We start from the raw sequence: 19,105 nt of genomic DNA, 5'->3' as shown, positions 1-19,105 counted from the left end.
GCCCGCTGCCGAGTCAGGCGCAACACGCCGCGGACCACACCCGACCGAAGTCGATGTGATCGCGCGAGACCAAGCGCTGCTGGGCATTCATGCGCTTAATTGAGCAGTACATCGTGCTTCCCGTCAAGCAGCGCCCGGATGCCGGACCGCCCGATCCCGCGTCCCCCACGCGTTGTTGACACACCCGTGCCGGGGGCACATACGATCGACGGCGGACGGCTCCGCCCCGCGCGGCGGACTCTCCGGCCGCGTTGAGGGACGCGGCGATCGTGACGACGCGGATTCCCGGCCGCGCACCGTGCCCGCACAGCGGTTCCACCGCCGCGCCGCACCGCGCGCCGCCGGTCGGTCACCCCCGCCTGTGATTCCCTCCCCCGGAGCGCCTCCCCATGGTCACACCTTCCGACGTCACCTCCGCCCCGGCCGCGACACCTCCGCGGCCCGTGCCCGCCACCGGCTCCGGCCTGCCGCGGATCGTGCCGCGCCGGCACCTCGGCCGCTGGGCCGCCGCCGCGGCCGCGCTGCTCGTGTTCGCCATGGTGGTCAACTCCGCCGTCCGCAACGAGGCGTTCCAATGGGCCGTCGTGGGGCGGTACTTCACCACCCCGGCCGTGCTCGACGGGCTGCTGCTGACCCTGTGGCTCACCGGCGCGGTCATGGTGCTCGGCTTCCTGCTGGGCACGGTGCTGGCGGTGCTGCGGCTGTCGGGCAACCCGGTGCTGCGCACGCTCAGCTGGGGCTATGTGTGGGTGTTCCGTTCCACTCCCCTGCTGGTCCAGCTGCTGTTCTGGTTCAACATCGGCGCCCTGTACCCGACGCTCGGCCTCGGCATCCCGTTCGGCCCGGAGTTCGTCACCGTCAAGACCGTCAACCTGCTCGGCCCGACCCTCACCGCCGTCATCGGACTGACCCTGCACGAGAGCGCCTACGCCGCCGAGGTGGTGCGGGGCGGCATCCTCTCCGTCGACCCCGGCCAGACCGAGGCCGCCCAGGCGCTCGGCCTGAGCAGGCGCCGTACCCTGCGCCGCGTCGTCATCCCCCAGGCGATGCGCTCCATCGTGCCCACCGCCGGGAACATGCTGATCGGCACCCTCAAGGGCACCAGCATCGTCAGCGTGCTGGCGGTGCACGACCTGCTGTACTCCGCGCAGCTGATCTACAACCAGACGTACCAGGTCATCCCGTTGCTCATGGTCGCCACGCTCTGGTACGTGGCGGTCACCAGTGTGCTGAGCGCCGGCCAGTACTACGTCGAGCGCCACTACGCACGGGGTGACTCGCGGGCGCTGCCGCCCACTCCGCCGCAGCGGCTGCGACGCCGGCTCTCCGCCGTGCGCAGCCGTCTCAGCGCGGCGTCGGCCGCGGACGCCCGTCCCGCGCTCGGCGGTGACCGCTGAGCGACGTCCCGGTCGCGGCCCCCGGACACGGTCCGCCACGGCATCTGTTCCCGGCCCCGCGACCCCGGCGGTCAACGCGGGCACCGAGGGTCACCCGGCCACCACCGGAAACCCTCGGGACCGGCCGACGGCGTGTCGCGCCCGCCGGGGGACCGATCGCCGGACGCGTCGACGCCCGCGGCCACGGACGGGCCACGCCCCTGAAGCCGCCCCGGTCCTCACCGGCTCACCCCGGTCACCTGCGCCGACCCGCACGGCCGCGCGACCCGCGCCGCTCACGCGATCCGCTCCCGTGCGCCACGCCGGGGACCGCACCGAGCGGCAGCTCGGCGTGCCCGCGGCGTACGCCGTGACCCCCTTCACGGCGGCTGCTCCCGTTCCGTGCCAGGATGGCCCGACCCGGGTGGTCCCCCGGGGTGACGGCTCGTGACGACCGTCGCCCCCTTACGGGCGGCCACAGCGGGTAAGCGAAATCGCGAAAGAGAAACGATCAGTAACCGGAAGATCTCACCCGCCCGAGGACAGATCATGATCATCCCGCTTAGGAATCAGGCGGCAGATGAAGACCCCGCGCGTTAGGGGACACACGTGCTCCAGCTCATCGAACGCGACGGGGATCTGACGGTCGCCGCTCTCGCCGACGACGTCGACTTCTACACCAGTGCCGACCTGCGCACGGCCGGCTACCGGCTGATGGACGACGGCTGCCGCTGGCTCGTCGTGGACACCTCGTCGCTCGCTTTCATCGACTCCAGCGGCATCACCGTCCTGCTGGCCTTCTGGCAGCGCCTCCACGCCGAGGACGGCGCCCTGGTCCTGGCCGTACCGGACGAAGCCCTGCGCCGGCGGATGGACGTGCTCGGCCTGGACACCGTCCTCGCCATCACACCGGGGCTGCGGGAAGCCGTCGCCCTGGCCCGGCAACTGCGCGCGGGGGCCTACTCCCCCGGCCGGCAGCCCGTGTTCCCGGCCGAATCGGAAAGCGCGTGACCCGCCGGTCAGGAAGCCCCCGCCTCCCTGTCGGACTCGCTGCGCAGGACGCAGAACTCATTGCCCTCGGGGTCCGCGAGAACGGCCCAGCCGGAGCCGTCGGGGTTGCGGCGGTCGGCGACCAGGACGGCCCCGAGCTCCAGGAGCCGCGCCACCTCCTCGTCGCGTGAGGTCTCGGGGCGCAGGCAGATGTGCACCCGGTTCTTGATCGTCTTGGGCTCGGGGACCTGGTTGAAGTACAGCGCCGGCCCGTCCGCCGGCATCACCTGGGTCTCCCGGGCACCCGGCGCGTCCTCCGGATGCAGGGGACGTCCGGTCACCCTGCTCCAGAACAGCGCCAGGCCGTAGGCGTCCGCACAGTCGATCGCGATGTTCTGCACTACCGAAACCATGCGGGTGAGCCTTCCTGATCGCGACGGCCGAACGCCACCGGATCGTATCGAGGACCGGCGCCGCACCGCACGGGCGTCGCGGCGGCTCGCCGCGGACGCGGAGGTCCTCTCCCCGCAGCCGGTGCGCAGCGCACCGCGCGACCGCGCCACCGCGATGGTCTCGCGGTGCTACGCGGTGCCGTCCTGAGGCAGGACGCCGTCCCGGCCGCGGGTGCGGAACGTACGGCGGTAGGCGTCGGGCGGCACGCCGACGGTGCGGTTGAAGTGCCGGCGCAGTGTCGTGGCGGTGCCCATGCCCGTGGCCGTCGCGATGGTGTCGACGGTGTCGTCCGTCGTCTCCAGCAGCACCTGCGCGTGGCGGATGCGCTGGGTCAGCAGCCACTTCAGCGGACTGGTGCCCGTCACCGACCGGAAGTGGCGGCCCAGGTGGCGCGAGCTCATCCCGGCCCGGCGGGCCAGGTCCGCCACGGTGAGCGGGCGGTCCAGCCGCTGCATCACCCAGGGGAGGAGTTCGGCCAGCGGGTGGTTGTCCGGGGCCGGGACCGGGGTGGTCACGAACTGGGCCTGGCCGCCGTCCCGGTGGGGCGGCACGACCAGGCGCCGGGCCAGCGTGTTGGCGACCGACGAGCCGTGATCGAGACGGACCAGGTGCAGGCACAGGTCCATGGCTGCGGCCTTGCCGGCCGAGGTGAGCACCGTGCCCTCGTCCACGTACAGGACGTCCGGGTCCACCCGCACCTCGGGGTGGCGCCGCGTCAGCTCCGCGGTGTGCGCCCAGTGCGTGGTCGCGCGCCTGCCGTCCAGCAGCCCGGCGGCGGCCAGCACGAAGGCGCCCGTGCACAGCGAGGCCACGCGTGCGCCCGCCTCGTGGGCCGCGCGCACCGCCTCGACCAGCTCGGCGGGCGGGTCCTGGTCGATGTCCGCCCAGCCGGGGACGATCACGGTGTCGGCCCGGGCGAGCCCGTCGAGTCCGTGGTCGGGCTCCAGGCGGAAGCGTCCCGCCCGCACGGAGTGCGGCCCGCAGAGGGACAGCCGGTACCAGGAACCGTCCGCGCCGGTCACGCCCGCTCCGAAGACCTCACAGGCCAGGGCCAGTTCGAAGTGCAGCATGCCGTCCGTGACGGCCAGCGCGACAGTGGTCATGTCCGGAAGTGTATGGGGTGTGGCGTTCCGGACACTCCTGATGTCCCGCCCGCCTCGGCCAGGATGGTCGTGACAGAGACCGGCGGAACAGGCGAGCACAGGGGGACCCCATGGAATCGGGCCAGACGGTGGCGGTGTTCGGAGCGTACGGGCACACCGGGCGGTTCGTGGTCACGGAGTTGAGGGAGCGCGGATTCGTCCCGGTGCTCTCCGGCCGCGACGCGGAGCGACTCAAGGAGCTGGCGTACGAGACCGGGCTGGAGGCCCGCCGGGCCTCCGTGGACGACGCCGCCTCGCTCGACCGCGCGCTGGCCGGCGCCGCGGCCGTGATCAACTGCGCCGGTCCCTTCGCCGCGACGGCCGCCCCGGTGGTCGAGGCGGCGCTGCGCGCCGGGATCCCGTACCTGGACGTGGCCGCCGAGATCGAGGCCAACCTCGACACCTTCGCGCACTTCGCGGAGCGGGCCCGGGACGCGGGAGCGGTCGTCGTGCCCGCGATGGCCTTCTTCGGCGGTCTCGGTGACCTGCTGGCCACCGCGGCGATGGACGACTGGACGTCGGCGGACGAGGCGCACATCGCCTACGGGCTGAACAGCTGGCACCCCACCGCGGGCACCCGCACCGCGGGCGCGGTCTCCCGGCAGCGCCGCGAGGGCCGGCGCCTGCGCTACAGCGGCGGACGCCTGGAGTACCGCGACGACGCCCCGCCGACCCTGGAGTGGACCTTCCCGCGGCCGATGGGCCCCCGGGCGGTCATCGGGGAGTTCACGATGGCCGACGTCGTGACCATCCCCAGCCATCTGCCGATCCCCGCCGTGGCCACCTACATGACGGTCGAGGCGGCCCGCGACCTCGCGGCCCCGGACACGCCGGCGCCTGCCCCGGCCGACGAGCGGGGGCGGTCCGCCCAGACGTTCCTCGTCGACGTCGTGGTCCGCTCCGGCGGCGGCGAACGGCGTGCCGTGGCCCGCGGCCGGGACATCTACGCCGTCACCGCGCCCCTCGTGGTGGAGGCCCTGGAACGCGTCCTCACCGGACGGACCCGTGCCGTCGGGGTCGTCTCCGCCGGGGAGATCTTCGACGCGGCCGACTTCCTGCGCGCGCTGTCCCCGCACATCACCGTGGAGCTGTCGCGGTAGCCGGCCGTCCCCCGCCCCGCGGCCCGAGCGGCCGCGGGGCGGGGGCCTGTGGGTCAGCGGGTCAGTTGGTCGGAGTAGCTGAAGTCACCCACCGTCCAGGCGCTGACGTCCTCGATCGCGACGCGGTACATGCCGCCCGTCTCCGGGATGCCCACCGTGCCCTGCAGGATGCGGGCGACGTGGAAGTGCAGGTGTGTGGGCGGCCCTTCCTCCTTCTCGGGGACGTCGAAAACGGCGGAGAACTCGCCCAGATGGGCGGAGTCCGTCAGCACCTCCGACACCCGCCGCCGCCACACGGCTTCGGGGGCCAGGCGACCGGTGATGACGGCGCCACCGGTGACCACCGTCAGGGACATCTGATTGCTCTGCCCGGACTCCACGAGGGAGGCGATGGCAACGATCAGCTCGTCAGGCTTCGACATGGGATCGAATCTTATGCACTCGCCCGCACGCGCGGCTCGGGCACCCGCCCCACAGGGCTGGACGCTTCGCACGTGTGACCCATGTCACGGACGCAGTGCGGAGGGCGCGACGGTTTTCGCCCGGGCCGCCGGTCTTGACTCCGACCGCATCCGCACACCACCACGGAGCACCCCATGACCGACCTCTTTCCGACCGCCGTCGTGACCGGCGCCGGCCGCGGCTTCGGACGCGCGATCGCCGCCGCGCTCGTCGCCGCGGGCACCCCCGTCGTCGGTGTCGCCCGCACCGAGGGCGACCTGCGCGCCGTACGCGACGAGCTCGGTGAGGGCTTCACCCCCCTGACGGCCGATGCCACGGACGAGTCGCTCGCGCGGGACGTGATCCGCGCGCACCGCCCCGGGCTGCTCGTCCTCAACGCCGGGGCCCCGCCCCACATGGCGCCCGTGCACGAGCAGACCTGGGAGACCTTCAGCCGCAACTGGCTCACCGACACCCGTCATGTCTTCACCTGGACCCGGGCGGCCCTGCGGGAGCCGCTGGCGCCGGGCAGCGTGGTCGTCTCGCTGTCCAGCGGCGCCGCCCTCGCCGGGTCCCCGCTCAGCGGCGGCTACGCCAGTGCCAAGGCCGCCGTCCGCTACCTGCGCGGGTACGCGGCCGACGAGGCCCGGCGCGCGGACCTCGGCATCCGCTTCCACACGCTGCTGCCCCACATGACCCCGGACGGCGGGGTCGGTTCGGTCGCCGTCGACGGGTACGCCGCGCGTCAGGGCGTCGACCGGGCCGCCTTCGTCGCGAGCCGGGAGCAGCCGGTCCTCACCGCCCGGCAGGTGGCCGAGGCCGTGCTGGAGGTGGCCCGGGACCCCGGGAGCGCCGACGAGTACCGGGTCGGCGGTGCCGGACTGCACCCGGTCGGCTGACACCGCCCGCCCCCTGGCACCCTGACACCCGGGAGACACCCATGCCGTCCGCCACCGAGTTCGCCGCCCTGACCGAGCCGTTCAGGCCGGAGCTGCTCGCGCACTGCTACCGGATGCTCGGCTCGCTCCACGACGCCGAGGACCTTGTGCAGGAGACGTACCTGCGGGCGTGGCGCGGGTTCGACGGGTTCGAGGGCCGCTCCTCGGTGCGGCGGTGGCTGTACAGGATCGCCACGACGGCCTGCCTGACGGCGCTGGAGTCACGCGCACGGCGGCCGCTGCCGTCCGGCCTCGCGGCGCCCTCGGACGATCACCGCGTGGCCGTGGCCGCCCGGGAGCCGTCGGTGGCGTGGCTGCAGCCGGCCCCCGACGCGCTGCTCGGTGTCGCCGACCCGGCGGTCGTCGCGGGCCGCCGGGCCGGGGTGCGGCTGGCCTTCATCGCCGCGCTGCAGTTGCTGTCGGCCCGGCAGCGGGCCGTGCTGACGCTGCGGGACGTCCTGGCGTTCCGGACGGCCGAGGGGGCCGCCGTGCTGGACACGACCACCGCGGCCGTCGACAGCGCGCTGCGCCGCGCCCGGGCCCGTCTGGCCGAGGCCGGACCACCGGCGTGGGAGGAGCTCACCGAGCCGCGGGAGGAGACCCGGCGTGCCCTGCTGAACGGTTACGTCGACGCGTTCACCCGGGCCGACGCGGACGCGCTGGTCCGGTTGCTGCGCGCGGACGTCGAGCTGGAGATGCCGCCGACCCCGACCTGGTTCACGGGCCGCCCGGCCGTCGCCGGTTTCCTCGCCGCCCGGGTCCTGGGCAGCGGCCGGTGGCACGCGCTGCCCACCCGGGCCAACGGCCAGCCCGCCCTCGTCGTCTACCGGCACGCGGGCGGGGAGCGCTACGCGGCCTACGGCGTCCACGTACTGACCCTGGCCGGGACCGCGATCGCCCGCATCACGGCGTTCAACGACCCCGCTCTCGTACCGGCGTTCGGTCACCCCCGGGCGGTTCGGCCGGATGCCGTCTGTTCACGGGCGGGGGGACGCCCCTAGCGTGTGCGGCCTTCGCGTTGTGGGGGTCCGGTGAACGCTCTCCGTGCGGTCGTCGTCTGCCTGGTGCTCGCGTGTGCCGCGGTGGTGTCGCCCGCCGCGGCGGCGCCCCCGGGCTGGTCCGCGCTGCCGGTGCCCCCGGCGGCGGCAGCGCCCGTGACCGTGTCCGGCCTCGCCGCGCGGGGACCGGCCGAGGCGTGGGCCGGCGGGTACGAGCACGCCGGCGACGGGCTGCGGCCGATGCTGTACCGGTGGAACGGTGCCGCGTGGAGCCGGGAGACGTCCTTTCCCGGCGCCGGTGACCTCGGCTGGCTCGGCACCGTGCAGGTCGTCGGCGAGGAGGTGTGGTTCCTGCGCGACCACGCCGGGACGAAGGAGCTCCTGCGTCGGTCGGCTGGCGGGTGGAGCACCGTCCCCCTGCCGCGGACGCTGTGGACGTACCAGGACTTCGCCGCGGTACCGGGCGCCGCGTGGGTGGTGGGCGAGGACGACACCGGCCTGAAGGTGCTGCACTACGACGGCGCCCGCTGGACCACCCAGCCGACCCCGGACGGTGTGCTGTACCTGATGGGCGTCACCGCGCGGACCGCCACCGACGCCTGGGCCTGGGCGGACACCGCCGCCGGGACGACGGTGCTGCGCTGGGACGGCACGGTGTGGCGGGACGCGCGGGTGCCCCTGCCCCCGGACGGCAACGTGCACACGATCCTGCTGGAGGCTTCGGGGCGGGTCACGATCGGCGGCAGCCGGTACACCGACGGCGTGGCCAGCACCTACCTGACGACGGGGGACGGCCGCACCTGGCGCACCACCGACCCGTCGCTGGGCGACACGTCCGCCGAGGCCCTGGTGCGCGGCCCGGACGGCGCGCTGTGGCTGCCGGTGCGCAGCGACCGCGCCTTCCAGTCGAAGTACGCGCGGGTGGACGGCGCGCGCACCACGTACTCCTACGGGCCGGAACGCGAGGGCGCGATCGAGGTCGCGCCGCGCGCGCTGGCCCGGGCCGGTTCCGCACTGCTGTCCTTCGGGACCGTCGAGATCTACGGCTCGAAACCGAACCTGATGAGCGAGCGGCGGGGAGGCCGACCATGACACGCCGGTTCGTCGTGGTGGCGCTCGCCGTCGCCCTGACCCTGCTGGCCCACCTGGGTCCGGCCGCGGCCGGCACCCCCTCCTGGCGGCACGTACCGGTTCCCGAGCAGGTGCGCCCCCAGGCCGGGCTGAACGAGGCCGTGGCGTTCGGGCCGGACCTGGCCTGGGCGGTGGGTGCCGACGCCGTCGGCCGTGTGGCGCCGGGCTTCCCGCTGCTGCTGCGCTGGGACGGCACCGGGTGGCAGCGGCAGAGCCTGCCCGGGGCCGCCTGGCAGGGGGAGCTGCTGTCCGTCGCCGGGAGTTCCCCGACCGCCGTCTGGGCCGTCGGCCGTGACACGGCGGGCGGTACCCGCCTGCTGCGGTACGACGGCGGCGGCTGGCGCGAGAGCCGGGCGCCGCGCGGTGTCGTCGTGACCCGGGCCGTCGCCGGCGGCGGGGAGACGTGGCTGATCGGTGCGCGGGACGACGCGCAGGTGCTGCTGCGCTGGAACGGGCGCGGCTGGACGGACGTGCCCGCGCCGCCGGGGGCCGTGTACGGCCTGCACGTCCTGGCCGGCGACGACGTGTGGGCCGCGGGCGCCACCGAGGCGGGTGCGGCCGTGTCGCACTGGGACGGGCGGGAGTGGCGTCAGACGATCGTGCACGGCTTCCCGCGGGCGGCGGTGGGCAGTGTGCTGGCGGTCTCGCCGACCGAGGTGTGGGCGGGCGGCACGGCCGGGTTCGTCGGCGGTCCGGCCGGCCGGCCGATACCGCCCCTGCTGGTCCGCTTCGACGGGCAGGCGTGGAGCCGGGTGACCGTGCCCGCCGACTTCGGCTCGATCACCTCACTGGCCTCGGCGTCCGGCTCCCCGGTCTGGGTGGCGGTGTCCCGCTCGCAGAGGTGGGGCCCGCCGGGCGGCACACCGCCGCTGGTCCCGGGGCCGGACTTCCTGGCCTGGAACGGCCGGTCGTTCACCGAGTACGACGAACCGGCCGTGGCCGGGGAGGGCGACTCCCAGGTGCTGCGCCTGGCACCGGTGCCGGGCGCGGAGACGGTGTGGTCGGCCGGCCGCGCCACGGGGCCGGAGAACACGTTCGCGCCACGGATCCTGCGGTTCGGCTGAGACCTCCAGCAGTCTCGGCACGCGCCGGAAAGGTCACCGTGGCCCGTGGGGCCGGCCCGGACCGACGCAGCGGGAAGGCGCCTCCACCACGTCGCCGCCGTGCCCGGCACCCGGCGTTCCTCGGCCCGCACCTGCCCGGCGTCGTCGAGCACGTCGTGATCAGCGGGGGCCGGGCCCTGGCGGGCACCGCCGACGAGCCGGTGGAACCGTTCCGGGCGACCGCATCCGTCACCCGGCCGACGTCCCGCACGTCGTGGATCAGGGCAGGTGCGTCGCCGGCGGGGTCCAGCGTCGGGTGCGGGGCACGGTGGAGGCGATGCCGTAGTCCGGCTTGAGGTGTTCGGGGATGGCGTAGTGCATGACGCGGCCGCGGGTGAGGGAGGACAGTTCGAGGACCGTGGTCAGGTGGCCCAGGCGGTCCAGGGCCCAGGCGCCCAGCGGGGAGCGGTCCTCGATGGTCTCCAGGACACCGAGGAGGTGGGGGACGGCCTTGACGACGGTGTCCCAGGGGGTGTGCGGGACGCCGAGCCAGTCGGCGCAGGTGTCGCCGACGAGGTGCCGGATGAGGGCGGAGACGACCGGATCGAAGAAGGTGCCGGGGACGACCTCCTCGTAGAGGTCGATGAGCTGCCGGGTCAGGTGCGCGCCCTCGTCGGAGGGGCCCATGTGCCGGATCATGTACAGGTCGAGGAAGGCGCGGGCCTCCTCCAGGGTCCTCGGGACGGCGTCCTGGTCGACGCCGAGCATGGCTCCGACGACCCGCCAGGCGTAGAAGTAGGCCTCCGCGCCCTCCTGGGACATGTGGATGCCGAGGCGGTGCAGGCTGTCCAGGACGAGCAGCGAGAAGAACATCTGCCCGCCGATCATGTCCTCCTGGCAGATCGGGGTGCCCAGGGCGGCCGTGTCCCACCGGTCCTCACGCCGCAGGTGGTGGCGGATCCCGGCGTGCAGCAGTCGGACCTTCTGCGCCGCGGGGAGGAAGCGGCTGCCCGCCTCGAAGGCGTCGGGCTGCATCAGGTGGACGGTGAACTGGCCCGTCTCCGCCATCCGTTTGGAGGGGTACTTCAGCCCGTGCGTGGCCGACAGCAGCTTCGCCACGTGCGGGACCACGTAGCACGCGGGCATGGAGGCGAAGGACAGCGCGGTGGAGATGTGCACGTTGTTGTCGATGAAGAACAGCCGGGCCTTCTCCATCTCCGTCCAGTCCACCCAGGACGGCGGGGGGCTCGTGACCCGGAGGTACTCGTGGGCGACGTCGGGGAGCCCGTCGGGCAGTGGGGCTCCGGCGGTGGAGACGTACCGCATCAGCGTGTTGAACCTGCCCACCTCCCCGCGCTCGAAGAGGGCGGCGACGGTGGCGTCGGCGAGTTCGTCGCCGGTCTGCCGCAGGGCGTCCATGGCGGCGTCGGTGTAGGTCATGGCGAGGCTCCTCGATCCGTTACGGGTGGGCCGGCGACCGGCAGGGTGAGGGCGGTGGCCCCGGGGCGGGGCCGGGCCGCCCCGGAGTTCGCGGTTCAGGACAGGCGGTTCGCCGCCGACCGGGCCAGCGCGGCCAGGGCTTCGGTGGCGTGGGCGGGCACCCGGAGTTCGTGCAGGGCGTCGAGCGCCTGCTCGACGCGGGCGCCGATCATGTCCTCGATCCGGTCGGGTGCCCTCAGCCGATGCATCACCGCGCGCACCTCCGCCAGCGCCGCCGCGTCCGGGCGGCGCCGGCCCAGCAGGGCCCGCAGCTGCTCGCGGTCGGCCTCCCCGGCGAGCCGCCAGGTCTCGGCCAGCAGGGCCGTGGGGCGGTTGCCGCGCACGTCGTCCGCGGCGGCCTTGCCGGTGGCCGCCGGGTTCCCGAAGAGGCCGAGCAGGTCGTCCCGCAGCTGGAAGGCCTCGCCCAGTGGCAGGCCGTAGGCGGAGTAGCCGTCGCGCAGCCGCGCATCCGCCCCGGCCAGGGCACCACCGATCAGCAGGGGCTGCTCGACGGTGTACTTGGCGGTCTTGTAGCGGATCACCTTCAGTGAGGCGGTGGTGTCCGGTCCGGCGCCGGTGCGCAGGATCTCCAGGCACTCGCCGGCGATCAGTTCGCGGGCCATCACCGACCACAGGGGCCGGGCCCGGGCGAGGTAGGCCGCGGGCAGGCCGCTGGTGGTGAACAGCTGTCCGGCCAGCGCCATCAGCAGGTCCCCGACCAGCATCGCCAGCGACCTCGCGGCGGCGTCGGAGCGCGGGCGCCGGCGGACCGCGTCGCGCAGGGCGACGTGCGCGGTGGGGCGCCCGTGCCGCAGCGGACTGTCGTCGATGAGGTCGTCGTGCACGACCGCCGCGGCGTGCACCAGCTCCATCGAGGCCGCGGCGCGCACCAGCGCCTCGTTGTCCGGCTGTCCCACCGCGCGCCAGCCCCAGTAGCAGAACGCCGCCCGCAGCCGTTTGCCGTCCGCGACCGCCGCTTCCAGCTGCCCGGCCACCGGGGCCAGGAGGGGATCGATCTCCGCGAACCGGTCGGCCTCAGCGGCGACGAACCGGCGCACCGCCTGGTCGACGCGGCTCTTGAACGCGGCCGGATCCCAGCGTTCAGACATCGTCGGCGGCCCGCCGGGCCCGGGCGTGCCGGGCGAGGATCTCCAGGTGGGCCGGTGGCACGGCCGTGCGGTCCAGGGCCAGCCGTCCGCGCGCCGCGAGATCCTGCTCGGCCTGTGCCGCCAGTTCGGCCGTGTCCGAACGGCGCAGGAGTCCTCTCACGGCGCCCGCGGCCGATCCGGCCGCGCTCACGGCCAGATCGGCCAGGCCCGCCACCAGGAGCACCACCCGCCGGTCCGTGCCACCGCGCTGCTCCGCCCCATGTGTCATCGTCTCCCCCAGCCACGCGACGCACGGGCGGCACCGGTCGTGTGCCGCCCCTTCGAGGATCACCGCGGACCGGGCGGGCCGGTGGATGAACTCACGGTCGAGTGATCAGGGCGGACGTCTGTGCGGTTTGCGGCGGCCGCGTCTCGCCGAGGGACGGGGGCGGCGTGTCAGGGGCTGGGGCGCAGGCCCGGGCTGTCCGGGGGGCGGCCGGTGATGTTGGTGATCAGCTCCGTGCACAGGTCGCGGAGTTTGATGTTGCGGTGCTGGGAGGCGGAGCGCAGGATGGCGAAGGCCTCGTCCGCGGTGCAGCCGCGCTGGCCCATCACCACGCCCATCGCCTGGTCGATGACGCCGCGGGACCGCATCGCCCGCTGCATCTGCTCGGCGAACGCCTCCGCGTCGGCGATGCGCTGCGCCAGCGCGACGGCGCCGGTGGCCTGCGCGGCCAGGGAGCGCAGCGCGCCCAGATCGGCGTCGTCGAACGCGTGGGCCGGGCCCCCGTACAGGTTCAGGGCTCCGACGGTGTGGGTCCGGGCGGCGATCGGCAGGGAGACCGAGGAGCGGATGCCGCAGGCGGCGGCGTAGGCCGGGTAGTCGCCCCAGCGTGTCTCCGTGAGCATGTCCCGGACGAAGACCTCCTCGCCGGTGCGGGCGGACTGCAGGCACGGGCCGTCGTTCTGGCCGTACTGCTTCTCGTCCAGCTCGGGGGCCGGCGGGCCCGCGCTCGCCACGGTGAGGGGCCGGTGATCGCGCTCGATCGTCACGCCGGTCCCCTCGGCGGACGACATCTTCAGCGCCGCGTCGGCCAGGGACTGCAGGAACTCCTCCAGCGAATCCGTCTCCAGCAGCCACTGTGTGACGGAAGCACGGTCGAAGGCGTCGTCAGAGGTCACCGCGTGCTCCTCCCGGTGGCCGTCGGCCCCCTGGTGGGTGTCGTGAGTCAGGCCTCAGTGCCCACCCTACAGAGACCGGCGGGTCGGGGCGTCCGGCTCCGGGCCGAGGGCTCGGCGGGCTCGCCGGGTGCGGTGTCCCGGCCGCTCACGCACCGCGCGGCGGCCGGCGCCCTGCCGGGACTGCGCGGGTGATGTGGTCCGGCTCCGGGGCGGACGACCCGGACAACGAGTCCGCCGCCCAGGAGGAGATGCGGGGCCGTGGGCCGAGCCGCCGAAGATCCGGGCCGGCCGCCCGGGTCGCGGGGCCCGCCGGGCCGCTCCGCACGGGCGGGCCCGGCCCGTGGCCGCGGGGCGTCCACCCCGCGGCCGCCGTACGGGCCGGGCCGCGCCGGTCACGAGCTCCGGGAGGCGAGGTACTCCTTGACGCCCGGCGCGGTGTGCGCGTCCTCCACGTTCACGGCGGCGCCGACCGCCTTGGCGTCCGGCTTGTGCACGTACGTCGAGGTGCTCGCGGGCTGCGCCTTGTCGGAGAAGTTCTGCGCGGTGCCGAGGCCGACGTCGACCGCGGACTGGGAGCGGTGGGCCTTCACCACGTCCTCGCGGGTGAGGCTGCCGTTCTCGCAGGCCTTCTTCAGGTCCGTGCCGAGCAGCTGGGCGGCGTTGTAGCCGGACAGCACGCCGGAGTCGAGCAGGGAACCCGGGTACTTCTTCTGGTAGGAGGCGACCATCTTGCGCACGCCCGGCAGGTCGGAGCTGACGGCGGGCGCGGCGCTGACCACGTTCAGCAGGGCGGTCAGGGCCGGGGCGGCCGGCGTCTTCATCAGCTGCGGGGCGTAGCCGGGGGCGCTGCTGACCACGGGCACCTTCAGGCCGCGCGAGGCCGCGACTCCCACCAGGGACGCCGTCTGGGCCGGTCCGGCGCTGATCAGGATCGCCTTCACGCCCTCCTTGCGCAGGGCGGAGACCTGAGCGGACAGATCCGTGTCCGTCGCCTTGATCTTCTGTCCGACGACCTTCAGACCGGCCTTCTTCCCCGCCCACTGCGAGCCTTCGAGCGCGTTGGCGCCGTAGTCGCCCTCGAAGTAGACGTGACCGACCGTGTCGCCCTTCTTCAGGCCCTTGGTGCGGGTGAGGAAGTCGACCGCGGCGATCATGTCGATGTCGTAGGTGGTGCCCAGGACCTGCACGGAGTCCCGGTCGAGCAGGGAGGCGGCCCAGGCCTGCGGGAAGGTGAGCACCTTGTCCCGCTCGATGTCGTCGAGCAGCGCGGCCATCACGGGCGAGCCGATGACCTGGGGCAGGGCGACGACGTCCGAGGAGAGGTCGGCGTAGGCGGTGACGGCCTTCTGGACGTCGTAGCCGTGGTCCTTGACGACGATCTCGACGCGCCGGTCGCAGATGCCGCCGCCGGCGTTGACCTCGTCCGCCCACATCTGCTGGGCCTGCACGATGCTCTTGCCGAGGGTGGCGTAGGGGCCGGTGAGGTCCGTCAGGGCGCCGAGCCTGATGACCTTGTCGGTCACGCCGGGGCCGGTCCTCACGCCGTCGGCGCCGTCGCCGGTGCTCCCGGAGGAGTCGGCCTTGGAGCTGCATCCGGTGGCGGTGAGGAGCAGGGCCGCCAGGGCCGTGGCCAGGAGCGTCCTGGGGCGTGCGCGGTGCGTGCGGTGGTGCGTGGACTTCACGGGGTGGGCTCCTTGGCTCGTGCGGAGGGCGCGGGTGAGGGTGTGGCAGGGGTGGCTGGGGACGGTGGGGCGGGGCGGCGGGCGCGCAGGCGGGCGCGGACCCTTCGGACCAGGCCGTACAGCCCGTCCGGGGCGAACAGCAGGATCAGGACGATGGCCGCTCCGTACAGGTAGCGGGCGGCCTCGGTGGGGCCGACGGTGCCGCCGGTGGTGCCGGGGGCGGCCACGAGGGGCAGCTGGTCGGCGTACCGGGTCATCAGCAGGGGCAGCGCGGTGACGAAGACGGCCCCGGCGGTGGCTCCCGCGACCGACCCCAGCCCGCCGATGACGATCATGGCGAGGTAGTCGACGGACAGCACGAGCCCGAAGTAGTCCGGCACCACGCGGCGGAACGACAGGGCGATCATCACCCCGGCCAGGCCCGCGTACATCGACGAGACGACGAAGGCGGCCGAGCGGTAGCGGGAGACGTCCACGCCCATGACGGCGGCCGCGGTCTCACTGTCGCGCAGGGCCACCAGGGCGCGCCCGGGGCGCCCGCGGAGCAGTCCACGCGCGGTGAACCAGGTGATCGCGAACAGGGCGAGCCCCAGGTACCACAGCCGTTCCTCGGCGCCGAACGGCACGCCCAGCAGCGTCAGTTCGGAGTCGGCGGAGAAGGAGAAGCCACCCAGTTCCAGCGGCGGTACGGAGCGGCCGTTGAACCCGCCGGTGACGGAGTCCGCGGTGAGCAGGACGTGGTGGCCGAGGAAGACCAGGGCCAGGGTGGCGACCCCGAGGTAGACGCCGCGCACCCGGCCGGCGACGGGGCTGAAGAGTCCGCCGGCCGCCCCGGCGAGCAGGACCGCGAGCACGGCCGCCACGGCGGTCGGCAGCCCCGGGCCGGGCTCACCGGCCAGCCAGACGTAGCCGTAGGCGCCCACGGCGAGGAAGAAGGCGTGGCCGAGGGAGAGCTGGCCCGCCGTGCCGGACAGCAGGCCGAGACCGACCGCGCCGACGGCGGCGGCCATCGAGAACAGGCCGATGCGCAGCCAGAACGCGTCGAGGTAGAAGGGCAGCGCGCACAGGACGACGACGGCCGCGAGGGTCCACCACGGGCGCGCACCACCGGTGCGGATTGCGGAGAGGCGGTCAGACACGGACGGCCGCCTTTCCGCCGAACAGGCCGGTGGGCCGTACCAGCAGGACCAGCACCATCACCGCGTAGGGGGCGACGTCGCCGAAGCCCTCGCCGAGGACGTGCAGGTCGGACTGGTAGCCGGCGACGAGCGCCTCGGTCATGCCGATCAGCAGGCTGCCCGCGAGGGCTCCGGGCGGCGAGGCCATGCCGCCGAGGATGGCCGCGGGGAACGCCTTGAGGGCGATCTGCCCCGTGGTGCGTTCCAGACCGGGTGCGGGGAACGCGGCCAGGAACACCGCCGCCAGGGCGGCCAGCGCACCGGCCAGGCACCAGGCGAGCATGCGGATGCGCACCAGCCGTACGCCCATCAGGGCGGCCGCCTCGACGTCCTCGGCGGAGGCGCGTAGCGACAGACCCCAGGAGGTGTACCTGAACAGGGCGAAGACGCCCGCGATGACCACGGTGGACACGACGATCGCGGCGATACGGCTGTCCGCGACGGTCACCGGCCCCAGCCCGCTGACCGAGTCGCCCCAGGGGTCGCCCAGCGAGAGCAGGTCGCCGCCGATGCGCCGCGACAGGTCGGTGAGGATGAGGATGTCGACGCCGATGGTGACGATGGTCTGCACGTGGGCGCCGTGCGGGTCGGCCCCGCCGCCGGCCTGGAGCAGGAAGCGGTCCATGGCGCCGGCCACGGCCGCGGTCACCAGGACGGACACGGCCAGCGCCGCGGCGAAGCCGAGGTCGTCGTGGAGTACGGCGGTGAGGTAGCCGCCGAGCAGGAGCAGGGAGCCGTGGGCGAAGTTCATGACGCCGGAGGCCTTGAAGATGATGACGAAGCCGAGGGCGACGAGGGCGTAGACCGCGCCGAGGGCGAGGCCGTTGAAGACGTTGTCCAGGAAGGTCGTCATGCCGCGTCCTCCTCTTCGGCGCCGGTGCCGAGGTAGGCGCGCAGCACCTCGGGGTCGCGGCGCACCTCGTCCGGGGTGCCGTGGGCGATGGCGCGGCCGAAGTCGAGGACGGTGACCTCGTCGGCGAGCCGCATCACCAGGCCCATGTCGTGCTCCACCAGGACGACGGACAGGCCGAGCCGTGTGCGTACGGCGTGCACGACCTCGACCGTGCGGGCGCGTTCGGCCGCGTTCATGCCGGCGACCGGCTCGTCGAGCAGCAGGACGCTGGGCTCCAGGCACAGGGCGCGGGCGAACTCCACGCGCTTGCGGTCGCCGTAGGACAGCAGCGCCACGGGGTGATCGAAGTGCGCGCCCAGGCCGGTGAGTTCGGCGATCTCACGGGCCCGGTCGAGGTGGGCGCGCTGTTCGCGGCGGGCCTGCGGCAGGCGCAGGGCGCTGGCGGCGAAGCCGGCCCGGGACAGGGCGTGGCGGCCGAGCATCAGGTTGTCGGCGACCGTGCCCTGGGTGGTGACGATGTTCTGGAAGGTGCGGGCGACGCCCAGGGCGGCGATGCGGTGCGGGGCGAGCCGGGTGAGGTCGGCGTCGCCGAGGCGTACGGTGCCGGCGGCCGGGCGGCACAGTCCCGACAGCACGTTGAAGCAGGTGGACTTGCCGGCTCCGTTCGGGCCGATGAGGGCGTGGACGGAACCCGGGGCGACGGTGAAGGACACCGCGTCCAGGGCGGTGAGCCCGGCGAACCGGACGGTCACGTCCGTCACGGTGAGTTCGGGTGGTGCGGTGGTGCGGACGGTCACGCGGCTCCCTGCCCCTCGGTTCTTCCGGCGGTCTGCGCCGTGCCGGCGCCTTCGGTGGTCCCGGCGTTTCCGGTGACCCCGGCGGCCCGGACGTCTTCGGTGGTCCCGGTGTCGTCGCCGGAGGTCTCCCCCAGGTACAGCCGCTTCACGGCGTCGGTGCGGGCGAGTTCGTCGGCGGGACCGGAGAGCCGGACCTCGCCGACCTCCAGGACGTGGGCGGTGTCGGCCAGGGACAGCGCCATTCCGGCGTTCTGCTCGACGAGCAGGACGGCGGTGCCCTGGGCGTTGATCTCGCGGACGACCTCGGCGATCCGGTGGACCATCTGCGGGGCGAGGCCCAGCGAGGGCTCGTCGAGCAGCAGCAGGCGTGGCGCGGCCATCAGGGCCCGGCCGATGGCCAGCATCTGCTGCTCGCCGCCGGACAGCAGCCCCGCGGCCTGCCGGGTGCGTTCGGCGAGCCGCGGGAAGAGCGTGAAGACCCGGTCCCGGGCCTCGGCGACCTGGTCCGGGCGGCGCCGCCCGAGGCCGAGTCCGCCGCTGCGCAGGTTCTCGTCGACGGTGAGCCCGGCGAAGACCCGGCGCCCCTCGGGGACCTGGACGACCCCGGCGCGCACCGCCGCGACCGGGTCGCGTCCGTCGAGTTCCGTGCTGCCGTAGCGGATACGGCCGGCCGTGATCGCGCCGCGGTGCAGACGCAGGGTGCCCGACACCGCCCGCAGCAGGGTCGTCTTGCCCGCGCCGTTGGCGCCGAGCAGGGCGACGACCGTGCCGTGCGGGACGGTGAGGGTCACGGAACGAAGGGCGGACAGGGCGCGGCCGTAGGTCACGTCGAGGCCCTCGACGCGCAGGGCGGGCTCTTCGTCCGGTGGTGCTTCGGGCATCACGGCTCCTCGGGTCCGCGCCGTGGGGCACGGGTGCTTCGGGGGAAGGGCAGCCCACGACAGCACGGGCGCGGACGCGCGGTACAGGTGTTCGGGCCGGGTGGCTGCGCGGTCCCAACGCAGGTCGACGCGGATTGTGCGGCTGCCCAGGGGGCTCGGCGGGCGGCGCGGTCGATACCCGGCCGGACACCGGCAGGACCGATGGGGCTGGGCCGGTTGGCCGGGCTGGGGTGGCGGGGTTGGGGGTGGCGTGGTTGGGGTGGGCTGGGTTGCGACGGCTGGGCCGGGTCGCCGGGTTGCACATCGGCATGGGCTGGGTCGCCGAGCGGCGGCGGCTGGGCACGCCGGCCGAG

At 74.3% G+C, this 19,105-nt stretch carries 20 protein-coding genes; 8 read left to right on the top strand and 12 right to left on the bottom strand.

Annotated elements, in window-relative coordinates; genetic code table 11:
* Positions 1 to 389 precede the first annotated feature (389 nt).
* A complete protein-coding gene (locus ACPXCS_RS25305) occupies positions 390 to 1,397 on the top strand; it encodes an amino acid ABC transporter permease (RefSeq protein ID WP_425949479.1) in 1,008 nt (335 codons plus the stop codon).
* Positions 1,398 to 1,985: 588 nt separating this feature from the next.
* A complete protein-coding gene (locus ACPXCS_RS25300) occupies positions 1,986 to 2,387 on the top strand; it encodes an STAS domain-containing protein (RefSeq protein ID WP_425949477.1) in 402 nt (133 codons plus the stop codon).
* Between the two features lie 8 nt (positions 2,388 to 2,395).
* Here ACPXCS_RS25300 and ACPXCS_RS25295 read toward each other — a convergent pair whose 3' ends face one another.
* A complete protein-coding gene (locus ACPXCS_RS25295; protein ID WP_425949475.1) occupies positions 2,396 to 2,779 on the bottom strand; it encodes a VOC family protein in 384 nt (127 codons plus the stop codon).
* 4 nt (positions 2,780 to 2,783) lie between these two features.
* On the opposite strand from ACPXCS_RS25295, the gene ACPXCS_RS25290 reads away from it, so the two are divergent.
* Positions 2,784 to 2,966 carry a hypothetical protein gene (locus tag ACPXCS_RS25290; RefSeq protein ID WP_425949474.1) on the top strand — a complete coding sequence of 61 codons (183 nt, stop codon included), beginning with the start codon at positions 2,784 to 2,786 and terminating at the stop codon, positions 2,964 to 2,966.
* Here ACPXCS_RS25290 and ACPXCS_RS25285 read toward each other — a convergent pair.
* On the bottom strand, positions 2,948 to 3,922 hold the full coding sequence (locus tag ACPXCS_RS25285; RefSeq protein WP_425949472.1) for a helix-turn-helix domain-containing protein: 975 nt from the start codon (positions 3,920 to 3,922) through the stop codon (positions 2,948 to 2,950). The genes ACPXCS_RS25290 and ACPXCS_RS25285 overlap by 19 nt on opposite strands.
* Positions 3,923 to 4,032: 110 nt before the next feature.
* Between ACPXCS_RS25285 and ACPXCS_RS25280 the strand changes: the two genes are divergently transcribed.
* Positions 4,033 to 5,061 (top strand): saccharopine dehydrogenase family protein, encoded by a 1,029-nt coding sequence (locus ACPXCS_RS25280; protein WP_425949470.1) that lies wholly within the window; start codon positions 4,033 to 4,035, stop codon positions 5,059 to 5,061.
* Positions 5,062 to 5,114: 53 nt separating this feature from the next.
* On the opposite strand, the gene ACPXCS_RS25275 is transcribed toward ACPXCS_RS25280, so the two are convergent.
* Positions 5,115 to 5,483: a hypothetical protein gene (locus ACPXCS_RS25275; RefSeq protein WP_425949469.1), complete on the bottom strand. Its 369-nt coding sequence runs from the start codon at positions 5,481 to 5,483 to the stop codon at positions 5,115 to 5,117.
* Positions 5,484 to 5,657: 174 nt separating this feature from the next.
* On the opposite strand from ACPXCS_RS25275, the gene ACPXCS_RS25270 reads away from it, so the two are divergent.
* The 4 genes from ACPXCS_RS25270 to ACPXCS_RS25255 are packed head-to-tail and all read left to right on the top strand — an operon-like array spanning position 5,658 to position 9,633.
* Positions 5,658 to 6,401 (top strand): SDR family oxidoreductase, encoded by a 744-nt coding sequence (locus tag ACPXCS_RS25270; RefSeq protein ID WP_425949467.1) that lies wholly within the window; start codon positions 5,658 to 5,660, stop codon positions 6,399 to 6,401.
* Between the two features lie 41 nt (positions 6,402 to 6,442).
* Positions 6,443 to 7,441, top strand: a complete 999-nt coding sequence (locus ACPXCS_RS25265) for an RNA polymerase subunit sigma-70 (protein WP_425949466.1) — start codon at positions 6,443 to 6,445, stop codon at positions 7,439 to 7,441.
* Between the two features lie 30 nt (positions 7,442 to 7,471).
* Complete coding sequence (locus ACPXCS_RS25260; protein WP_425949465.1) at positions 7,472 to 8,530, top strand: hypothetical protein; 1,059 nt, start codon at positions 7,472 to 7,474, stop codon at positions 8,528 to 8,530.
* Positions 8,527 to 9,633, top strand: coding sequence for a hypothetical protein (locus ACPXCS_RS25255; protein ID WP_425949464.1), 1,107 nt, complete (start codon positions 8,527 to 8,529; stop codon positions 9,631 to 9,633). Before ACPXCS_RS25260 ends, ACPXCS_RS25255 begins: the two co-directional genes overlap by 4 nt.
* Before the next feature lie 258 nt (positions 9,634 to 9,891).
* On the opposite strand, the gene ACPXCS_RS25250 is transcribed toward ACPXCS_RS25255, so the two are convergent.
* The 9 genes from ACPXCS_RS25250 to ACPXCS_RS25210 form a co-directional block, all read right to left on the bottom strand.
* Positions 9,892 to 11,052, bottom strand: a complete 1,161-nt coding sequence (locus ACPXCS_RS25250; protein WP_425949462.1) for an oxygenase MpaB family protein — start codon at positions 11,050 to 11,052, stop codon at positions 9,892 to 9,894.
* 95 nt (positions 11,053 to 11,147) lie between these two features.
* Complete coding sequence (locus tag ACPXCS_RS25245) at positions 11,148 to 12,200, bottom strand: polyprenyl synthetase family protein (protein WP_425949461.1); 1,053 nt, start codon at positions 12,198 to 12,200, stop codon at positions 11,148 to 11,150.
* Entirely contained in the window at positions 12,193 to 12,468 is a 276-nt protein-coding gene (locus ACPXCS_RS25240; RefSeq protein WP_425949459.1) for a polyprenyl synthetase, read from the bottom strand. Before ACPXCS_RS25240 ends, ACPXCS_RS25245 begins: the two co-directional genes overlap by 8 nt.
* 167 nt (positions 12,469 to 12,635) lie before the next feature.
* On the bottom strand, positions 12,636 to 13,361 hold the full coding sequence (locus ACPXCS_RS25235) for a GAF and ANTAR domain-containing protein (protein ID WP_425949457.1): 726 nt from the start codon (positions 13,359 to 13,361) through the stop codon (positions 12,636 to 12,638).
* Positions 13,362 to 13,753: 392 nt separating this feature from the next.
* A complete protein-coding gene (locus ACPXCS_RS25230) occupies positions 13,754 to 15,043 on the bottom strand; it encodes an ABC transporter substrate-binding protein (protein ID WP_425949456.1) in 1,290 nt (429 codons plus the stop codon).
* A complete protein-coding gene (locus ACPXCS_RS25225; protein WP_425949454.1) occupies positions 15,040 to 16,182 on the bottom strand; it encodes a branched-chain amino acid ABC transporter permease in 1,143 nt (380 codons plus the stop codon). The genes ACPXCS_RS25230 and ACPXCS_RS25225 overlap by 4 nt, the downstream gene beginning before the upstream one ends.
* The gene (locus ACPXCS_RS25220) at positions 16,175 to 17,074 is read right to left on the bottom strand and encodes a branched-chain amino acid ABC transporter permease (protein ID WP_425949452.1); all 900 of its coding nucleotides are present in this window, start codon (positions 17,072 to 17,074) and stop codon (positions 16,175 to 16,177) included. Before ACPXCS_RS25220 ends, ACPXCS_RS25225 begins: the two co-directional genes overlap by 8 nt.
* Entirely contained in the window at positions 17,071 to 17,871 is an 801-nt protein-coding gene (locus ACPXCS_RS25215) for an ABC transporter ATP-binding protein (protein WP_425949450.1), read from the bottom strand. The genes ACPXCS_RS25220 and ACPXCS_RS25215 overlap by 4 nt, the downstream gene beginning before the upstream one ends.
* Positions 17,868 to 18,752 (bottom strand): ABC transporter ATP-binding protein, encoded by an 885-nt coding sequence (locus ACPXCS_RS25210; RefSeq protein ID WP_425949449.1) that lies wholly within the window; start codon positions 18,750 to 18,752, stop codon positions 17,868 to 17,870. Before ACPXCS_RS25210 ends, ACPXCS_RS25215 begins: the two co-directional genes overlap by 4 nt.
* Positions 18,753 to 19,105: the final 353 nt, after the last annotated feature.

It is taken from the genome of Streptomyces sp. DT190 (genome assembly GCF_049846985.1).
Classification (GTDB): Bacteria; Actinomycetota; Actinomycetes; order Streptomycetales; family Streptomycetaceae; genus Streptomyces.
The sequence above is the reverse complement of the archived record's forward strand: the minus strand, read 5'-3'. Positions and strand labels throughout refer to the sequence as shown.